The organism is Streptomyces sp. KL2 (assembly GCF_046529545.1).
GTDB classification, from domain to species: domain Bacteria; phylum Actinomycetota; class Actinomycetes; order Streptomycetales; family Streptomycetaceae; genus Streptomyces; species Streptomyces radiopugnans.
Window position 1 is genome coordinate 1,849,240 of the sequence record NZ_CP127170.1, and the last position, 16,658, is coordinate 1,865,897.

Annotated in this window: 15 protein-coding genes and 1 riboswitch; of the genes, 4 read left to right on the plus strand and 11 right to left on the minus strand. The window is 71.8% G+C overall.

Annotated features, from left to right (window positions below):
- Positions 1-228 precede the first annotated feature (228 nt).
- The 5 genes from QPK52_RS08240 to QPK52_RS08260 form a co-directional block, all read right to left on the minus strand.
- Positions 229-1,359: an SIS domain-containing protein gene (locus QPK52_RS08240; RefSeq protein ID WP_410536528.1), complete on the minus strand. Its 1,131-nt coding sequence runs from the start codon at positions 1,357-1,359 to the stop codon at positions 229-231.
- A 44-nt stretch (positions 1,360-1,403) separates the two neighbouring features.
- Positions 1,404-2,948 carry a glycoside hydrolase family 3 protein gene (locus QPK52_RS08245; RefSeq protein WP_410536530.1) on the minus strand — a complete coding sequence of 515 codons (1,545 nt, stop codon included), beginning with the start codon at positions 2,946-2,948 and terminating at the stop codon, positions 1,404-1,406.
- Positions 2,949-2,958: 10 nt separating this feature from the next.
- Entirely contained in the window at positions 2,959-3,837 is an 879-nt protein-coding gene (locus QPK52_RS08250; protein ID WP_410540255.1) for a carbohydrate ABC transporter permease, read from the minus strand.
- Positions 3,838-3,866: 29 nt separating this feature from the next.
- A complete protein-coding gene (locus QPK52_RS08255) occupies positions 3,867-4,883 on the minus strand; it encodes a carbohydrate ABC transporter permease (protein ID WP_410536531.1) in 1,017 nt (338 codons plus the stop codon).
- A gap of 119 nt (positions 4,884-5,002) precedes the next feature.
- Positions 5,003-6,301: an extracellular solute-binding protein gene (locus tag QPK52_RS08260; protein ID WP_410536533.1), complete on the minus strand. Its 1,299-nt coding sequence runs from the start codon at positions 6,299-6,301 to the stop codon at positions 5,003-5,005.
- Between the two features lie 358 nt (positions 6,302-6,659).
- Here QPK52_RS08260 and QPK52_RS08265 point away from each other — a divergent pair, with 358 nt between their 5' ends.
- The 4 genes from QPK52_RS08265 to QPK52_RS08280 all read left to right on the plus strand — a co-directional run bounded on the left by QPK52_RS08265 (position 6,660) and on the right by QPK52_RS08280 (position 11,913).
- Positions 6,660-7,454 carry a GntR family transcriptional regulator gene (locus QPK52_RS08265; protein ID WP_410540256.1) on the plus strand — a complete coding sequence of 265 codons (795 nt, stop codon included), beginning with the start codon at positions 6,660-6,662 and terminating at the stop codon, positions 7,452-7,454.
- A 141-nt stretch (positions 7,455-7,595) separates the two neighbouring features.
- Positions 7,596-7,904 carry a DUF3311 domain-containing protein gene (locus QPK52_RS08270; RefSeq protein ID WP_410536535.1) on the plus strand — a complete coding sequence of 103 codons (309 nt, stop codon included), beginning with the start codon at positions 7,596-7,598 and terminating at the stop codon, positions 7,902-7,904.
- A gap of 297 nt (positions 7,905-8,201) precedes the next feature.
- Positions 8,202-8,386: riboswitch (cobalamin riboswitch) on the plus strand.
- Positions 8,387-8,506: 120 nt separating this feature from the next.
- Complete coding sequence (locus QPK52_RS08275) at positions 8,507-10,900, plus strand: ribonucleoside-diphosphate reductase subunit alpha (RefSeq protein ID WP_410536537.1); 2,394 nt, start codon at positions 8,507-8,509, stop codon at positions 10,898-10,900.
- Complete coding sequence (locus QPK52_RS08280) at positions 10,891-11,913, plus strand: ribonucleotide-diphosphate reductase subunit beta (RefSeq protein ID WP_410536538.1); 1,023 nt, start codon at positions 10,891-10,893, stop codon at positions 11,911-11,913. The genes QPK52_RS08275 and QPK52_RS08280 overlap by 10 nt, the downstream gene beginning before the upstream one ends.
- A 102-nt stretch (positions 11,914-12,015) precedes the next feature.
- Here QPK52_RS08280 and QPK52_RS08285 read toward each other — a convergent pair whose 3' ends face one another.
- The 6 genes from QPK52_RS08285 to QPK52_RS08310 form a co-directional block, all read right to left on the minus strand.
- Positions 12,016-12,570: a hypothetical protein gene (locus QPK52_RS08285; RefSeq protein ID WP_410536540.1), complete on the minus strand. Its 555-nt coding sequence runs from the start codon at positions 12,568-12,570 to the stop codon at positions 12,016-12,018.
- Positions 12,571-12,621: 51 nt separating this feature from the next.
- Positions 12,622-13,359, minus strand: a complete 738-nt coding sequence (locus QPK52_RS08290; protein ID WP_410536541.1) for a D-Ala-D-Ala carboxypeptidase family metallohydrolase — start codon at positions 13,357-13,359, stop codon at positions 12,622-12,624.
- Positions 13,360-13,523: 164 nt separating this feature from the next.
- Positions 13,524-14,156, minus strand: a complete 633-nt coding sequence (gene def, locus QPK52_RS08295; protein WP_410536542.1) for a peptide deformylase — start codon at positions 14,154-14,156, stop codon at positions 13,524-13,526.
- An 85-nt stretch (positions 14,157-14,241) separates the two neighbouring features.
- The gene (locus QPK52_RS08300; RefSeq protein WP_410536543.1) at positions 14,242-15,255 is read right to left on the minus strand and encodes a tetratricopeptide repeat protein; all 1,014 of its coding nucleotides are present in this window, start codon (positions 15,253-15,255) and stop codon (positions 14,242-14,244) included.
- Between the two features lie 342 nt (positions 15,256-15,597).
- A complete protein-coding gene (gene rsrA, locus QPK52_RS08305; protein ID WP_410536544.1) occupies positions 15,598-15,963 on the minus strand; it encodes a mycothiol system anti-sigma-R factor in 366 nt (121 codons plus the stop codon).
- Positions 15,960-16,631 carry a sigma-70 family RNA polymerase sigma factor gene (locus QPK52_RS08310; protein WP_165869470.1) on the minus strand — a complete coding sequence of 224 codons (672 nt, stop codon included), beginning with the start codon at positions 16,629-16,631 and terminating at the stop codon, positions 15,960-15,962. The genes rsrA and QPK52_RS08310 overlap by 4 nt, the downstream gene beginning before the upstream one ends.
- Positions 16,632-16,658 lie beyond the last annotated feature (27 nt).

Sequence of the window (16,658 nt, forward strand, 5' to 3'; positions counted from 1 at the left end):
TCTCCGATCGCTCCGGGCTGCGGTGCCGGACGGGTTGAGGGTCCCGTCCCGGCGCCGCGGCCCGCGGGTGTTCCACGGGTCTCCCAGAGCCTCCCGGGGCATCCCGTCACCCCCGCCGTCTCCTGGTCGCTCCCGCCCGGCTCCGCTGCGCGCATACGGAAGGCGAACGCGCGAGCGGCCGGACCCCGCGGGGAAGGGAAAGGCGGGATCCGGCCGGGGAAGGTGCGGTCAGCGGGTCTCGGTGACCTTCGCCAGGGCGCGGGGGGCGTCCGGGTCCTGGCCGCGGGCGATGGTCACCTCGTAGGCCAGCATCTGCAGCGGGAGGATCTCCAGGATCGGCTGGAGTTCCTCGGGCACGTCCCCGGTCGGCAGGACGAAGCCGGCGGAGGCCTCGGCCACCTGCCGCTCGGGGCCGATGACGACGAGGTCGGCGCCGCGGTCCTTCAGCCGGTCGAGGACGGGCTGGAGCGCCTGGCCGCCCCTGCCGTCGGTGACGATGGCGATCACCGGGGAGACGTTGTCGACCATCGCCAGCGGGCCGTGCAGCAGGTCGGCGCCGGAGTAGGACAGGGCGGGGACGTAACTGGTCTCCATCAGCTTCAGCGCCGCCTCCTTGGCCGTCGGGTAGCCGTAGCCGCGGGAGGTGATGACCATGCGCTCGGCGAAGCGGTAGCGGGCGGCCAGCCGCCTGACCTCGTCCCGGCGGGCCAGGATCGACTCGGCGAGATCGGGCAGCGCCTTGGCCGCGCTGCCGAAGGCGCCGCCCGCGATGCCCCCGGCACCCCCGTCGCCCCCGGCACCGCCGGCGGCCCGCAGGCCCTCGACCAGGAGGTACAGGGACAGCAGTTCGGCGGTGTAGGTCTTGGTCGCGGGCAGCGCCCTCTCCGGGCCGGCCAGGATGTCGATGTGGAACTCGGCGGCCTCGGCCAGCGGGGAGCCGGGGTTGTTGGTCACCGCCAGGGTGACGGCTCCCGCCTCGCGCGCCGCCCGGGTGGAGGCGACCAGGTCGGGGGAGCCGCCGGACTGGCTGACCGCGATGACCAGGCAGTCGGTGAGGTCCTGCCGGGCCTCGTAGGCGGTGGTGGTGGACATGGAGGTGAGGCCGCAGGGCTTGCCCAGCCGGATCTCCAGCAGGTACTTCGCGTAGAGGGCGGCGTTGTCGGAGGTGCCGCGCGCGGTGAGCAGCACGAAGCGGGGTCCGCGCGCCGCGATGCGTTCGGCGGTCTCGCGGATCCCGGGCGCGCCCTCGTCGAGGATCCGCCGGAGCACGGCGGGCTGCTCGGCCATCTCGCCGGACATGATCCGGCCCGGCCGCTCGCCGTGCGGTGCGGGGGTCGCGGCCGGGGTCGTGGCGGACATGCTGGGGGCCTCCCGTTGTCTGTGGTGCGTACGGTCCACGGAGCTCAGCCGTCGGTTCCCCGGCCGGCGATGACCTCCGCGGCGGCCCGTCCGCAGACGCGGGCGGCGCCGTGGGTCGCGATGTGGAGTGCTCCGGAAGGCGGTGCCTGGGGCAGGCCCATCTCGACCACGACCGTGTCCGGCCGGGCGGTGAGCAGGGCGTCCAGGGCGTCCGCCATCCAGGGATGCCGGTGGACGTCGCGTACCACTGCGACGATCCTACGGCCGGCCGCCTCCTCCAGCACCTGTGCGGCCGGTCCGCCCCGCCCCGCCCGTTCGGCCCGCTCGCGGTTCCAGGAGCCGGTCGCGGTGCCCGGGAGCAGTTCCGCCAGTTCGGCGGCGAGGCCCCAGGGCGTCTCGTCGCCGACGGCGATGTTGGCCACGGGTGTGAAGGCGGCGACGTACGGCGGCCCGGTCAGGGGCGTGTGGTCCCGCCGGACGGTGACCTTCAGCGCGCGGCGGGCGGCCTCCAGCCCGACCCGGGGATCGGCGGGTGTCGCCTCCCCGGCGCGGGCGGACGCCTCGGCGGTCCAGCGGGCCAGGGCGCGGACCCGGTCGGCCGCGTCGGCGAGCCGTTCCTCGGACAGCTCGCCCTCGACCACGGCGCGCACCAGGGCGTCGCGCAGGCGCAGCACGGTCTCCTCGTCGGCCAGTCCCCCGCCGACGCAGAGGGCGTCCGCGCCCGCGGCGACGGCCAGGACGCTGCCGCGCTCGATGCCGTAGGTCCCCGCGATGGCCCGCATCTCCATGCCGTCGGTGACGATCAGGCCCTCGAAGCCGAGCCCGCCCTCGCTCCGGGGCGCGCGCAGCAGGCCGGTCAGGGCGGCGGGGCTGAGCGTCCCCGGAAGCGCCGGGTCCAGGGCGGGCAGCAGGATGTGCGCGCTCATCACGCACTTGCTGCCCGCGGCGACCGCCGCCCGGAAGGGGACCAGTTCGCGCCTCTCCAGGGTGGCCAGGTCGGCGTCGATGCGCGGCAGGGCGTGGTGGGAGTCCACGCTGGTGTCGCCGTGCCCGGGGAAGTGCTTGGTGCAGGCGGCGACTCCGGCGGACTGCAGCCCCTCGACCCAGGCGGCGGTGTGCCGGGCCACCAGGTCCGGTGCGGAGCCGAAGGAGCGGACGCCGATGACCGGGTTGTCGGGGTTGGAGTTGACGTCGGCCGAGGGCGCCCAGTTGAGGTTGACCCCGCACTCGGCGAGCCTGCGCCCCAGTTCACGGGCGACGGCACGGGTCAGCGCGGTGTCGTCGACCGTGCCCAGGGCGTGGTTGCCGGGGAAGGACGACCCCGTGCGCGCCTCCAGCCGGGTGACGTCGCCGCCCTCCTCGTCGATGGCCACCAGTACGTCGGGGCGGACACCGCGCAGCTGGGCGGTGAGCGCGGCCAGCTGCGCGGGAGATGTGATGTTGCGGCCGAACAGGCCCACCGCGGCGAGCCCCTCGTCCAGCCGGCGCAGCAGCCAGCCGGGCGCGGTGGTGCCGGTGAAGCCCGGCTGGAGGACGGCCAGGGCGTTGCGCACCAGGGTGCTGCCGGTGGTGCCGGTGAGAGTCGTCATGGGAGCGACGTCATCCCTTCACTGCGCCGGAGGTGAGGCCCGTGGCCATCTTCTTCTGGAGGAGCATGAAGAAGATCACCACGGGGAGTGCGATGAGGACGGAGCCCGCCATCAGGGCGCCGTAGTCCGTGCCGCGGTCGGTGGTGAAGTTCATCAGCCACACGTTGAGCGTGTACTTGTCGTTGTCCTGCAGCAGGATGTACGCGAACAGGTACTCGTTCCACGCGGTCACCAGGGCGAAGATGGACGCCGCCGCGAGACCCGGGGCGACCAGCGGGAAGATGACCCGCCAGAAGGCGCCCATCCGGGTGCAGCCGTCCACCATCGCGGCCTCCTCCAGCTCCTTGGGCACGTTGATCACGAAGCCGCGGATCATCCAGGTGGCGAAGGGCAGCACCGAGACCGTGTAGACGACGATCACGCCCCAGTACTCGTTGAGCGCGCCCAGGTTGTTGAGCTGGATGTAGATGGGGATGAGCATCGCGGTCGGCGGCAGCAGCTGGACGAGGATGAGGACCGTCATGAACGGCTTGCGGCCGTAGAAGTCGAAGCGGCCGATGGCGAACGCCGCGATGGTGCCGATGAAGATGGCGCCGGCCACCGAGGTGCCGCAGATGATCAGACTGCTCTGGATGGCGGTCCAGAAGTTCGGGGACTCGGTGGCGCGGACGAAGTTGTCGAGGGTGAAGGAGGAGGGCCACAGCGTCTGGTCGTAGCTGCGGATCTCGCGGTTGGGCCGGAAGGCGCTGAGGACCAGCCAGTAGACCGGGAAGGCCATCACCGCGAAGGCGCACAGGCCCAGCACGTCGTACAGCAGGCGGCTGCGCTTGCGGTCCGGACGCAGCTCGTACGCCGAGTCGTCGCCGGTGGCCGCCTCGGGAGCCGCCACGGGCGTGGTGGCGGGCGGGGTGGAGGTGCTCACTCGACCTCTCCTGTCTTCATCAGCTGACGCAGGTAGTACACGGCCACGCCGGAGAGCAGCAGCACGGTGATGAGCGCGATCGCCGTGCCCTGGCTGAACGAGGCGCTCTCGAACGCCTTGCTGAACGAGTACAGGCCCAGCAGCTCGTACTCGGGCTCCGGCTTGTTGGCGCGCATCAGGAAGATCTGGCCGAAGACGTTGAAGTCCCAGATCACCGAGAGGGTGGTCACCATCTGGAAGACCGGCTTGATCACCGGGAAGACCACGTGGCGGAAGACCCCGAGGGCGTTGGCGCCGTCGAGCCGGGCCGCCTCCTCCAGTTCCGCGGGCACCTGGGTGAGCGCGGCGTACAGGGTGATCACCACGAACGGGATCGCCCCCCACACGACCACCGCGCCGATGACGGTGAAGCCCTGCCAGGGTTCGAGGAACCAGTTGTGGCCCTGGAAGTCCGCTCCGGGCAGTCTGCTCAGCAGGTTGTTGACCACGCCGTAGTCGGAGTCCGACAGCCAGCGGAAGATCGAGGTGGCCACCAGCAGCGGCATCGACCAGGCGGCCACCAGGGCCCCGGTCAGCAGCAGCCGCACCCAGGTGGACAGGCGCTGCATCAGCAGGGCCAGCCCCAGTCCCAGCCCCATGGTCGCCGTCACGCAGACCACCATGAACAGCACGGTGCGGACGGTGACCGACCAGAAGTGGGGATCGCCCAGGATGTTGGAGAACTGCTCGAAGCCCACCCACGGCGGGGTGGTGCCGCCCCACAGGTGCGCGCGGCGCATGTCCTGGAAGGACATGACCACCGTCTTCACCAGCGGATAGGCGAAGACGGCGCCGACCGCGACGATCGCCGGGGCGATCAGCAGGTACGGAAGCTTCGCGCCTCCGCCGCGGCCGCCTCGCGGCCGGGGCTTCGACGGACGGGAGGAGGAGTGGGGGGGCCGGGGCGGCCTCGGCCCGGAACGGTGCGGTACGGCCGCCGGCGGGTCGGCGGCTTTGGTGTCGGCGGCGGTCACGGTGCTGGCCTTCCGTTCGTTCTCTTCACCGAAGGTGCGGGGCGGAGGACGCGGGAGCGTCCTCCGCCCCCCGCGGCACGTGCCGGAAGGCCCGGGGTCGGGAGCCCTCCGGCGCGTTCTCAGGCCTCGTTGTTGATCAGCTCGTCGATCTTCGCGTCGGCCTTCTCGGTGGCGTCGGCCACCGAGGTGCCCTTGAGGACCTCCAGCAGCATGTTCTCCAGCACGTTCTGGCTCTCGATCGCGGTCCAGCCGGGGGCGATCGGGGTGAACCAGGCGTCCGGGACCGCGTTGGCGATCGGGGCGGTCTCGGGCTTCTCCTTCAGCGGTTCGAGCTGCTTGGTGTTGTTCGGCAGGATGTTCTTGGAGGCCAGGACCTCCATCGACTTCTCGCTGGTGAACATCGAGACCCAGTCCTTGGCCAGGTCCTGGACCTCGGACTTCTGGATCACCGCGAGGTCGGAACCGCCGATGAAGGACGGCAGTGCCTCGCCGTTCGGGCCGGGCATTCCGGCGGTGGCGATCTTGCCCTCCAGCTCCGGGTTGCCGTTCTCGCCCTCGACGACGCCGCCGGCCTCCCACCCGTTGCCGTAGATCAGCGCGGCCTTCTCGTTGGCCATCACATTGGCGTGGTCCTGCTCGTCCTTGGTCCGGTCGCCGTTGTTGTACTCCTTGACCAGGTCGATGAAGTGCTGGATGCCCTTGCGCGCCTCGGGGCTGCTCAGGGTGGCCTTCCACTCGCCCTTGCCCTCGTCGTACTCGGCTATCTGCCCGCCGTACGCGGCGACGTAGGACATGGCGGCGTACCAGTAGCGGCCGGGCAGGTAGAGGGGGGAGAAGGCCTTGTCGTCGCCGTACTCCTTCGCGACCTCGTCCAGCGCCTTCTTCAGCTCGTCCTCGGTCTGCGGCAGTTCCTTGGTCCCCGCGCCCTTGTCGAACATCTCCTGGTTGAAGATCGCGACGCGCGCCCCGGCGTAGTAGGGGACGCAGTAGAGCTTGCCATCGAAGGAGCAGGTGTCCTTCAGGCCCTGGATCCAGGTGTCGGAGTTGTCGTACTGCTCCGGGTCGATCTCGGCGAGGGCCCCGTTGAGGATGTAGGTCATGGTCTCGGTGTTGCCGAGCTCGACCACGTCGGGGAACTTGTCACCGCCCAGCGCCGCGTCGAGCTTCTTGGCCTTGTCGCCCCACTGCTGGTACTGGACCTTGACCTTGACCTTCGGGTACTTCTTCTTGAACTGGGCGTTGACGTCCTTGACCAGTTCGGGCCAGGTGCTCTGGGCGTCGTTCATCAGCCAGACGGTGAGCGTCTCGTTCCGCTCCTTGGGATCCTTGGAGGAGTTGTCCTCGCCGCCCCCGCCGCAGGCGACGAGACCGGTCGTCATCGCCGCGGCGCCGATCGCCGCTACGAGCTTGCGCTTCACGTGCTTCTCCTTCGGGATGCCGGAAATCCCCCGCCCACCGCTCGGGATCTCCGCTCCCGCCGGATGGCCGCTTCTGCCGTACCTCGTGTGCGCGGCGGCGCGGGATGCGCCGGCGTGCGACGAGTACTGCCCGTGGGGCTGGGCCGGCCGTAGTGGTTTAGACCAGTGCCCGCAGCTTGGCCTAGACCTATATCGCTGTCAACGGTGTATAAAGCTCGCGGTCGCATCCGTTACCGGACCGACATCTGAGCCGGGACGCCCCCCGGGACGGCTGCCGTGCCACGATGTGATCCGCTACGTACGGAGGAAGCCGGTGACGGCACTGGAGAAGTCACGACACGAGTCGGGAAGGCGCGCGATGGAGAGCGACGGGGCCACGAACACCGCTGCCGGCGCGGGCGCCCGCTCCGCCGGGGGCGGCGCCGCCGGGCGCACCGCGCGCGTGCCCAAGTACTACCGGCTCAAGCGCCATCTGCTGGAGATGACCGAGACGATGCCCCCGGGCACCCCGGTCCCACCGGAGCGCACGCTCGCCGGCGAGTTCGACACCTCCCGCACCACAGTGCGCCAGGCGCTCCAGGAACTGGTGGTCGAGGGACGGCTGGAGCGCATCCAGGGCAAGGGCACCTTCGTGGCCAAGCCCAAGGTCGCCCAGGCGCTCCAACTCACCTCCTACACCGAGGACATGCGAGCCCAGGGCCTGGAGCCCACCTCCCAGTTGCTGGACATCGGCTACGTCACCGCCGACGACCGGCTCGCCGGGCTGCTGGACATCCCCTCGGGGGACCGCGTCCTGCGGATCGAGCGGTTGCGGCTGGCCAGCGGTGAGCCGATGGCCATCGAGACCACGCACCTGTCGCAGAAGCGCTTCCCGGCCCTGCGCCGCAGCCTGGTGAAGCACTCCTCCCTCTACACGGCCCTGGCCGAGGTGTACGACGTCCACCTCGCCGAGGCGGAGGAGACCATCGAGACCTCCCTGGCCACCCCGCGCGAGGCGGGCCTGCTGGGCACGGACGTCGGACTGCCGATGCTGATGCTCTCCCGGCACTCGCGCGACACCGAGGGCGAGCCGGTGGAGTGGGTGCGCTCGGTCTACCGCGGTGACCGCTACAAGTTCGTCGCCCGCCTCCAGCGCCCCGGCCGGGGGCGGTGAGCCGGGGGCCGGGAAGGCGGGGGCCGGGGAGGCGGGCCGCTCCTCCGCCCGGCCGGCATCCGCGGCACCGGTGACACGGGGCGGGCCGTCGGCCCGGATTCCCCGACGCGTCCACGGCGATCTCGAGGATGGAGCGCAGCGATGCCCGCACCACCGGAGAACTCCGGGCCCCTCCCGCTCGTCACACCGGCGCGCGTGGTGATCGGTCTCTGCCTGCTCGCTCCCTTCGTCGCGATGCTGTGGGTCGGCTCGTACGCCAGGACGGAGCCGACGCTCGCCGGGATGCCCTTCTTCTACTGGTACCAGATGCTCTGGGTGCCCGTCTGCGCCGTGCTGACGTCCGTGGCGTACGTACTGGTGCGGCGCGAGCGGGCGGCGCGGCGCGGTGCGGAACGCGGGGAGGGGCGGGGGCGCCCGGGGACCGGGAAGGGCGAAGACCGCCACCGGTGAGAAGCCGTTGCGCCACCGTCCGCGGGGCCCCTGCCCCGCCGTGCTGCGCGACGCCCGGCACCGGGCCGGGCACACCGAGCCGCTGGTGGCCGCGGGACCCGTCGGCTCCGGCGCGGACGAGGGCGCCGACGGCGGGGGGCTGGGCACCGTCACCTTCGCGGTGCACGGCGGCGAGTGCGCGGAGATCCCCGCCGGAGAGGGCGGAGCGGAGCACCGTCGCCGCCCTCCCCGGCCCGCAAGGGGCCCCCGCGGACCGTCAGCGGATTCCCCGCGTCCATCACCCGGACACCCCTCAACACAACATGTAGGGGTGCTGGACCGAAGCGGCACAAGATGTATGCTCATCTCGCTGTCGCCGCAGGGGAATCCGGTGTGAGTCCGGAGCTGTCCCGCAACGGTGTGCGACGGGGCGCCCCCATGTCGTCCGCACGGGCCGCGGCCCGCCGCGAGTCCGATCACCTGCCGACGGTGTTCAGTCACGTCCGGGTCTCGTGGGTTGGGCCGGCGGACGCGTGCGGTGCGCCCCCTTACGGCCGGGTGCGCCCGTAAGCGCCTGTCGCACCCGCCCCCGGGGCCGCCGGCCCACGAGGGAGAGCACCGAAGTGACCATCTCATCAGCGGAGCCCGTCACGGCCCCCGCGGCGGGGGACGACCACCCCGGCACCGCGCTGCTGCGCACCCTGACCGAACTCGCCGCCGACCTGCCCGCCACCGACCCCGGCCGGGTCGCCGCCGCCGCGCTGCGCGGGCGCCACCCCGGCGCGGACGAGGCCCGGTTGCGGTCCCTGGCGGCCGAGGCCGCGGCCGGCCTCATCGCCGAGGAGCCCGAGTACTCGCGGCTCGCGGCGCGGCTGCTCGCCCAGGCGATCCGCCGGGAGGCGGCCGGCCAGGGGGCGGTGTCGTTCCCGGCGTCGGTCGCTGCCGGCCACCGCCTGGGACTGATCTCCGACCGCACGGCCGCGTTCGTCGCCGGGCACGCGGAGCGGCTCGACGCGCTGGCCGAGGAGGCCGTCGCCGGAGGAGCCGACGACCGCTTCGGCTACTTCGGACTGCGTACGCTCCACTCCCGCTACCTGCTGCGCCACCCGGCGACCCGCGATGTGATCGAGACGCCCCAGCACTTCCTGCTGCGCGTGGCCTGCGGACTGGCCGACGGGTCCTCCGGGCGCGCGCTGGAGGAGGTGGCCGAGCTGTACCGGCTCACCAGCACCCTCTCCTACCTCCCCTCCTCCCCCACCCTGTTCAACTCCGGCACCCGGCACCCCCAGATGTCGTCCTGCTACCTGCTGGACTCCCCCCGGGACGAGCTGGACTCGCTCTACGAGCGGTACCACCAGGTCGCGCGCCTGTCGAAGCACGCCGGCGGCATCGGGCTGTCCTTCTCGCGGATCCGTTCACGGGGGTCGCTCATCCGCGGCACCAACGGCCACTCCGGCGGCATCGTGCCGTTCCTCAAGACCCTGGACGCCTCGGTCGCGGCCGTCAACCAGGGCGGCCGGCGCAAGGGCGCGGCCTGCGTCTACCTGGAGACCTGGCACGCGGACATCGAGGAGTTCCTCGAACTGCGCGACAACACCGGCGAGGACGCCCGCCGCACCCACAACCTCAACATCGCCCACTGGATCCCGGACGAGTTCATGCGCCGGGTCGAGGCGGACGCCGACTGGTCGCTGTTCTCCCCCTCCGACGTCCCCGAGCTGGTCGACCTGTGGGGCGAGGAGTTCGACGCCGCCTACCGCCGCGCGGAGACGGCCGGACTGGCGGTGAGGACGCTCCCGGCCCGCACCGTCTACGCCCGGATGATGCGCACCCTCGCCCAGACCGGCAACGGCTGGATGACGTTCAAGGACACCTCCAACCGCACGGCCAACCAGACCGCCGAGCCGGGCAACGTCGTCCACTCCTCCAACCTCTGCACCGAGATCCTGGAGGTCACCGACGACGGCGAGACGGCCGTGTGCAACCTGGGTTCGGTCAACCTCGCGGCCCACCTGCGCACCGGCGCCGACGGGGAACCGCGCCCCGGCGAGGAGCTGGACTGGGAGCGGCTGGACGCCACCGTCCGCACCGCCGTGCTCTTCCTCGACCGCGTGGTGGACGTCAACCACTACCCCACCGGGCAGGCCGCCGCCTCCAACTCCCGCTGGCGCCCGGTGGGTCTGGGGCTGATGGGCCTGCAGGACGTCTTCTTCCGGCTGCGCCTGCCCTTCGACTCCCCCGGGGCGCGGCGGCTGTCCACCCGGATCTCCGAGCGGATCATGCTCGCCGCCTACGAGGCGTCCGCGGACCTCGCCGAGCGCCACGGCCCGCACCCGGCCTGGTCCGCGACCCGTGCCGCCCGCGGGGTGCTCCACCCCGACCACTATCCGGACGCGGAGATCACCTGGCCGGAGCGCTGGGCCGCGCTGCGGGAGCGGATCGCCGCCACGGGCCTGCGCAACTCCCTGCTGCTGGCCGTCGCCCCGACCGCGACCATCGCCTCGATCGCGGGCGTCCACGAGTGCGTCGAGCCCCAGGTCTCCAACCTCTTCAAGCGCGAGACGCTCAGCGGTGAGTTCCTCCAGGTGAACTCCCACCTGGTGGCGGACCTCAAGCGGCTGGGCCTGTGGGACGAGCGGACCCGCGAGGCGCTGCGCGAGTCGAACGGCTCGGTGGCGGAGCTGTCCTGGATCCCGGAGGACGTCCGCGCGCTGTACCGCACGGCCTGGGAGATCCCGCAGCGCGCCCTGATCGACATGGCGGCCGACCGCACCCCGTTCCTGGACCAGAGCCAGTCGCTCAACCTGTTCATGGCGTCGCCGACCATCGGCCGGCTCAGTTCGATGTACGCCTACGCCTGGAAGCGCGGCCTGAAGACCACGTACTACCTGCGCTCGCGCCCCGCGACCCGTATCGCGCGGGCGGCCCGGGCCGCCGCACCCGCACAGGCGGCACCGGACCCCGGAGCGGCCGCCTGCTCCCTGGAGAACCCCGAGTCCTGCGAGGCATGCCAGTGACCACCACCCGCCCCCGGAACCTGCTGGATCCGGGCTTCGAGCTCACCCTGCGCCCGATGCGCTACCCGGCCTTCTACGAGCGCTACCGCGACGCGATCAGGAACACCTGGACCGTGGAGGAGGTGGACCTCCACTCCGACGTGGCCGACCTCGCGAAGCTCTCGCCGGGCGAGCGGCACCTGATCGGACGGCTGGTCGCGTTCTTCGCCACCGGCGACTCGATCGTGGCCAACAACCTGGTGCTGACCCTCTACAAGCACATCAACTCCCCCGAAGCCCGGCTCTACCTCAGCCGGCAGCTCTTCGAGGAGGCCGTGCACGTCCAGTTCTACCTGACCCTGCTGGACACCTACCTCCCCGATCCCGACGACCGCGCCGCCGCCTTCGCCGCCGTGGAGAACATCCCCTCCATCCGCGAGAAGGCCGGGTTCTGCTTCAGGTGGATCGACGAGGTGGAGAGGATCGACCGGCTGGAGGGCCGGGCCGACCGCCGCCGGTTCCTGCTGAACCTGATCTGCTTCGCGGCGTGCATCGAGGGCCTGTTCTTCTACGGCGCCTTCGCCTACGTCTACTGGTTCCGCTCGCGCGGTCTGCTGCACGGCCTGGCCACCGGCACCAACTGGGTCTTCCGCGACGAGTCGATGCACATGTCGTTCGCCTTCGACGTGGTCGACACCGTACGCCGGGAGGAGCCGGAGCTGTTCGACGACGAGTTGCGGCGGCAGGTCGAGGAGATGCTGGAGGAGGCCGTCGAGGCCGAGCTGCAGTTCGCCCGCGACCTGTGCGGCGAGGGCCTGCCGGGGATGAACACCGAGTCGATGCGCGAGTACCTGCGGTGCGTGGCGGACCAGCGGCTGGTCCGGCTGGGCTTCCCCGCCCGCTACGGCGCCGGCAACCCGTTCCCGTTCATGGAGCTGCAGAACGTCCAGGAGCTGACCAACTTCTTCGAGCGCCGCGCCTCGGCCTACCAGGTCGCGGTGGAGGGCTCGGTCTCCTTCGACAACGACTTCTGACGGCGCTTCCGAGGGCGCTTCCGAGCCCTCCACTCCGCGGACGCGCGTGTTCCCGGGCCCGCGCGGGCCCGGGAACACGCGGATGGGGGGAGCGGTGGCCCGTCAGCAGCCGCCGCAGTTGTAGTACGTCACGTCCCAGTGGTTGCTCTCGCGGTAGTAGACGTTCCCCGAGCCCGACTGGTACTTGCTGCCGCCGATGTAGGTGAAGCGGCTGGTGATGTAGTTGTTCAGGCAGGTGGAGAGGCTGTAGTCCAGCTTGTAGCCGTTCCAGTGGCTGTACGTCCCGCTCGCGTGGCCGGTCTCCGTGCCGCCCGTGACGTTGAGGGCGCAGCCGCTGGCGCTCTTGAGCGTCTCCGCCCCCTGCACCGTGGCCAGGTTGATCTGCTCGAACGATGTGCAGGTGGAGTTGTAGCGGTCCGAGCAGCCGCCGCTGGAGGACCAGGTGATGCCCGCCGCCCGGAAGCGGCTGGTCGCCTGGGAGTGCGTCAGCTTGGTGACCAGGGCCGCCGCGGGAGCCTGGGCGGACACCCCGCCCGGGGCCGCCGCGGCCGGGGCGGCCGGGGCGGCCTGGGCGGCCTGGGCGGCACCCGGCAGGGCCAGGAGCGCCAGCGACAGCACCGGGACACCGATCGCCGCACGCCACAGTGACTTCTTCATGGGGGACCTTTCAGTGGGGGGTGGGACCGTGTCGTGCCGTGGGGGACGGGCTCAGATGCCGCAGCTGGGCGCCGACCAGTAGCGGCTGGAGCGGTGGTCGACGTGGGTGTGGTCGTTGTGGCCGGGGTAGCCCGGGCCGAGGATGCCGTTGAAGCCGTGGTAGCGGGCCTGCTGCGCCATCCTGCACAGGGTGTGCGAGCCGGCGCCGAGGTCGACGCCGTCACCGTAGAGGTGGCGGCTGTTGGAGGCGCCGCCCACCGCGCTGTTGCAGGAGTAGGAGCGGAAGCCGCTGGTCACCCGGATCGGCGCGTCGCCCAGGGCGTGGCGCATGGCCTCCAGCTTCCACATGGAGATCAGGGCGTTGCGCTTGGCCGTCGCCGCGCTCACCGCGCCGCCGCTCCAGGTGGAGTTGCACTGGTTCAGCTCGGCGTAGGAGAAGTGGGCCGGGGTGCAGTCGGCGTCCTGGAGCGCGTAGATCTTGCTGAAGGTCTGCGGGCCGGCGACGCCGTCGGCCGACAGGCCGTACGCCGCCTGGAACCTCTTGACGGCCGCGGCGGTGGCCGGGCCGTAGGAGCCGTCGATGGCGAGCACGCTGCCGTAGCCGGGGTAGCCGGAGACGCGAACCTGGAGTTCGGCGACGTCCGAGCCGGACATGCCCTGGGAGAGGGTGCGGTTCCAGGTGTAGCACTCGTCGGCGTGGGCGGTGCCCGCGGTGGTGACCGTGCCGACCAGTGCGGCTGCCGCGATCATGACAACACTGAGGATGAGACGGACGGTGCCTCTGAGCATGGTGCCTCCGTGTCGGAACAGTGGGGCCTCCGAGAGTGGCGGAGGAGATCTACCCGCGTCAACACGCTTCCGGAAATGCCAATGGGCGGGCCTCTGAAGGCCCGCCCACCGTCACACGCCGTTCACCATCGGCCGGAGGCCGAAGCCGAACCGCTCAGTACCGCTCAGTCGTTGGGCACCGTCTCGTAGCGCGGGGTGTTCTCGGCCATCTGCCGCAGGACGTCCTTGCGCTCGCGCTTGGAGAGGCGGTCGATGTAGAGGCGGCCGTAGAGGTGGTCCGTCTCGTGCTGGAGGCAGCGCGCGAAGTACCCGGTGCCCCGCACCGTGATCGGCCTGCCCTCGGCGTCCTGCCCGCGCACGACGGCGTAGTCGGGGCGCGCGAGCGAGGCGTACGCGCCCGGCACCGACAGGCAGCCCTCGCCCGAGTCGTCCAGCACCCGGCGCTCGGCGGGCAGTTCCTCCAGCACGGGGTTGCACACGACGCCGACGTGCCGCACGCCCTCGTCGTCCGGGCAGTCGTAGACGAAGACCTTCAGGTCGACACCGATCTGGTTGGCGGCCAGGCCGACGCCCTCCGCCGCGCGCTGACTGGCGAACATGTCGTCGATCAGCTTGGCCAGTTCGCCGTCGAACTCGGTGACGTCCCTGCACTCCCTGTGCAGCACCGGGTTGCCGACGACGGTGATCGGACGGGCGGTGCCGCGCTCGCGGTGGGCCCGCTCCCGCTCCTCGCAGTCCTCCGTGTCGACGACGAACCCCTCGTCGTCCACCCGCTGCCCGGTCTCGTGCTCCGCCATCTTCGCCGTACGCCTTCCTCGGTGCTCCACCACGACCCGTACAGAGTACGGGCAGACCACCGGCTCCGTGTGCGGCCGGCCGGTCTCAGCAGACCTCTTCCAGGTCCCGCCACTCGCGGGTGTCGGGGCTGTCGGCGACCCAGCCGTCCAGCAGCCCGCGCACCAGGGAGGCCGGCGCCGCCAGACCGCACTCGCGCTCGGGCACCCACAGCTCCCCCGACGTCATGTGCCCCAGCGGCCCCGGATGTCCGGGCACGCTGTGGTCGTGCGGATCGTGCCGGGGTGCGCCCTCGCCCTCGTCGCTGGGCATCCGGCTCTCCGAGCAGGAGCGGCACAGCAGCCGCACCGACGAGGACCAGTCCTCGGCCGCGAAGCCCGCGTCCGCCGCCAGCGTCTCCAGCGCGTCCCGGTCCGCCTCGGTCGCCGCCTCCAGCAGCACCACCCAGGTGGGCACCGGCGAGGGCGCCCAGAGTTCTATCTCGTCGAAGACCGGATAGGCGTGGCCCGCGGCGGTGGTCCGCTCGCCGTGCGGGACCCCGTCGTGCAGCACCACCTCGCCCCAGCGGCGCCCGGAGGACGGCAGCGGGATGTTCTGCACCTCGATGCGGGCCGGGTCCAGCCGCCGTCCCCACACCACCTCGGCCTCGCCCTCCGGTGACAGGCGCACCGCGGCGCTGCCCAGCTCCATGCCGGCCGGCGGGCCGGCATGGAGCTGGGCGCCGCCGGCGGCGCGGTCGGCGGCCGGCGCATCCGGCACCCGCAGGCCGTACGCCTGCCAGGCGCGCCGGGCCAGGGCCCAGTCCTGCAGCGCGGTGGCCGCGATGCCCACGTTCCACCAGTCGGGCGCTCCGGCCGACCGGTCCAGGAGCGCGACCGCGCGCAGTCCGGCGGCGCGCGCCTGCTCCCAGTCGTGCCGGAACTTGTGCAGCAGCGCGAGATTGAACCAGGACTCCGACAGCCACGGCTCCAGATCGGCGGCACGGGTCAGCAGCGTGCCGGCGTCCTCGTAGCGTCCGTCACCGATGAGCGTGAACGCGCGGTCGGTGACCACCCGCCAGTCGGCGGAGGGCCGGTGCCTTGCCTTGCCGAAGATCCTCACGATGTTCCCGCCTGACTCCCGCCTGCTGCTCCCGACCGTCCTCGCGGCCGTCTTCCCGCGGTCCCCGCCGCGGTGTCCGTGCCGCGATCTTCTTCCAGCCGCGGTTCCCGGTTCGCATCCAACCATGCCCACCCGGGTGCGCGCTCATTACCCGTCGGTCGTAGGGACGGTGAGCGGTCGGCAGCAGGGGGGCACGCCCGGCGCGGCGGCGCGCAAGGGCCTTCGGCCGCTCGTGTCACGGCAGGCGGAAGCCGGGCGGATTAGCACGTTCGGGTGATGTGGCGGGGGCACGGGGCGGCGGGGCGGGGCCGGTGCGGGGCGCGGGCCGCGCACCGGCGGCCCTCAGGCCGTTTCCCCGCAGCCCTCGCCGGCCTCGCCGCCCGGGCTCGCGAGGGGAGCGGTGCGGGGACGGCCCGCCGCGGACTCCGCCACGGGCTGCTCCGGCACGGCCTGTCCGGCGCGGATCACCTCGATGCGGCCCATCACCTTGGACCGCAGGTCACCGGGCACCTCGTCATGGCCGCAGCACCGCTTGACCAGCTTCTTCACGGCCTGCTCCAGACCGTACTTCTCCAGGCACGGCGAGCACTCCTCGAAGTGCTCCCTGAACTTCGTCAGATCGCCGTCGGGCATCTCGCGGTCCAGGTACTCGTACAGGTGGTCCAGGACCTCAGCGCAGTCCGTCTCGTGCGGCTCTCCGCAACTCATGAGCCCGAGCCTTTCCGGTCGTGCGACTCCTCGGGCGCGGCGGCGCCGTTCGCGCCCGCCGGGACCAGCCCGCGCTCGCGGGCGTAGTCCTCCAGCATGCCGCGCAACTGCCGGCGACCGCGGTGCAGACGGGACATCACCGTGCCGATGGGTGTCCCCATGATGTCCGCGATCTCCTTGTACGCAAACCCCTCGACGTCCGCGAGGTAGACCGCGATCCGGAACTCCTCGGGGATGGCCTGGAGCGCCTCCTTCACGTCCGAGTCGGGCAGCCGGTCCAGCGCCTGCGACTCGGCCGAGCGCAGCCCGGTCGACATGTGCGACTCGGCGCGGGCGAGCTGCCAGTCCTCGATCTCCTCGGCCGCGCTGCGCTGCGGTTCGCGCTGCTTCTTGCGGTACGAGTTGATGAAGGTGTTGGTGAGGATGCGGTACAGCCACGCCTTGAGGTTGGTGCCCTCACGGAACTGGTGGAAGGACGCGTACGCCTTGGCGTACGTCTCCTGCACCAGGTCCTCCGCGTCCGCGGGGTTGCGCGTCATGCGCAGCGCGGCGGAGTACATCTGGTCCAGGAAGGCGAGGGCGTCCCGTTCGAAGCGCGCGTTCCGTTCGGCGTCCGTCTCCACGGGTTCCCTGGGCGCAGCGTCGTCGGTCGCGGCGACCGGACCCACCTCCTCCGATGCGGCTTCGAGTCCGTT

What these genes read in the sequence shown, in the direction of transcription:
- QPK52_RS08240 (WP_410536528.1), bottom strand. Translation starts at nt 1,359, where the DNA reads ATGTCCGCCACGACCCCGGCCGCGACCCCCGCACCGCACGGCGAGCGG.
- QPK52_RS08245 (WP_410536530.1), bottom strand. Translation starts at nt 2,948, where the DNA reads ATGACGACTCTCACCGGCACCACCGGCAGCACCCTGGTGCGCAACGCC.
- QPK52_RS08265 (WP_410540256.1), top strand. Translation starts at nt 6,660, where the DNA reads ATGGAGAGCGACGGGGCCACGAACACCGCTGCCGGCGCGGGCGCCCGC.
- QPK52_RS08270 (WP_410536535.1), top strand. Translation starts at nt 7,596, where the DNA reads ATGCCCGCACCACCGGAGAACTCCGGGCCCCTCCCGCTCGTCACACCG.
- QPK52_RS08280 (WP_410536538.1), top strand. Translation starts at nt 10,891, where the DNA reads ATGCCAGTGACCACCACCCGCCCCCGGAACCTGCTGGATCCGGGCTTC.
- QPK52_RS08285 (WP_410536540.1), bottom strand. Translation starts at nt 12,570, where the DNA reads ATGAAGAAGTCACTGTGGCGTGCGGCGATCGGTGTCCCGGTGCTGTCG.
- QPK52_RS08290 (WP_410536541.1), bottom strand. Translation starts at nt 13,359, where the DNA reads ATGCTCAGAGGCACCGTCCGTCTCATCCTCAGTGTTGTCATGATCGCG.
- def (WP_410536542.1), bottom strand. Translation starts at nt 14,156, where the DNA reads ATGGCGGAGCACGAGACCGGGCAGCGGGTGGACGACGAGGGGTTCGTC.
- rsrA (WP_410536544.1), bottom strand. Translation starts at nt 15,963, where the DNA reads ATGAGTTGCGGAGAGCCGCACGAGACGGACTGCGCTGAGGTCCTGGAC.